Genomic DNA, 563 nt, shown 5'->3' with positions numbered 1-563 from the left:
TTGCGTAACTGTTTTAGTGCATCTTCTGTGACATCACCTTCAACCTGAATGACATAGGTTTTAGGTAACTTCATTTCAGGGGATGCTATTCTGTGCTGTAGCTGGCCATCATCAGTGAGCAGTAACAGCCCCTCGGAATCGTAATCAAGTCGACCAGCGGGATAAATATTTGGCTCTGTAATAAAGCTGGCCAAAGTTTGACGGCCATCCTGATCAGTAAATTGAGAAAGCACCTGATAAGGTTTGTTGAACAGAAAGAGTCGGCTCATGGTCAAAAGGCATCTGTATCGATCGCATCTATTCAATAAACGCGGAGTGGTTTTAAGGCGTTAAATTCTACAGGATTAGATGGAACAACACGAATCTATACCCTGAGCAACTCATTTTGATAGCTAAGGATTGCTGAGTGTTGATTGTGTTTCTGCTTTTTTTGATTATTCTTACTTTAGAAGTAGGCTTTTAACCCCATATAGCGTGTATGGGTTGTGCCTTGTAGTTTGTGAGGCGTAACTGATTTAGTGCTAAATGGCACAAGAGATGAGAATTTTGCTATATATTTTAAT

At 40.3% G+C, this 563-nt stretch carries 1 protein-coding gene; it reads right to left on the bottom strand.

Translation table 11 applies throughout. From position 1 onward, the window contains the following. A partial coding sequence (locus tag BTA35_RS16545) for a pseudouridine synthase (RefSeq protein WP_238377626.1) occupies positions 1-269 on the bottom strand: 269 nt, incomplete at its 3' end. Positions 270-563 lie beyond the last annotated feature (294 nt).

Source organism: Oceanospirillum linum (assembly GCF_001995095.2).
Taxonomy (GTDB): domain Bacteria; phylum Pseudomonadota; class Gammaproteobacteria; order Pseudomonadales; family Halomonadaceae; genus Oceanospirillum; species Oceanospirillum linum.
The sequence above is the reverse complement of the archived record's forward strand: the minus strand, read 5'-3'. Positions and strand labels throughout refer to the sequence as shown.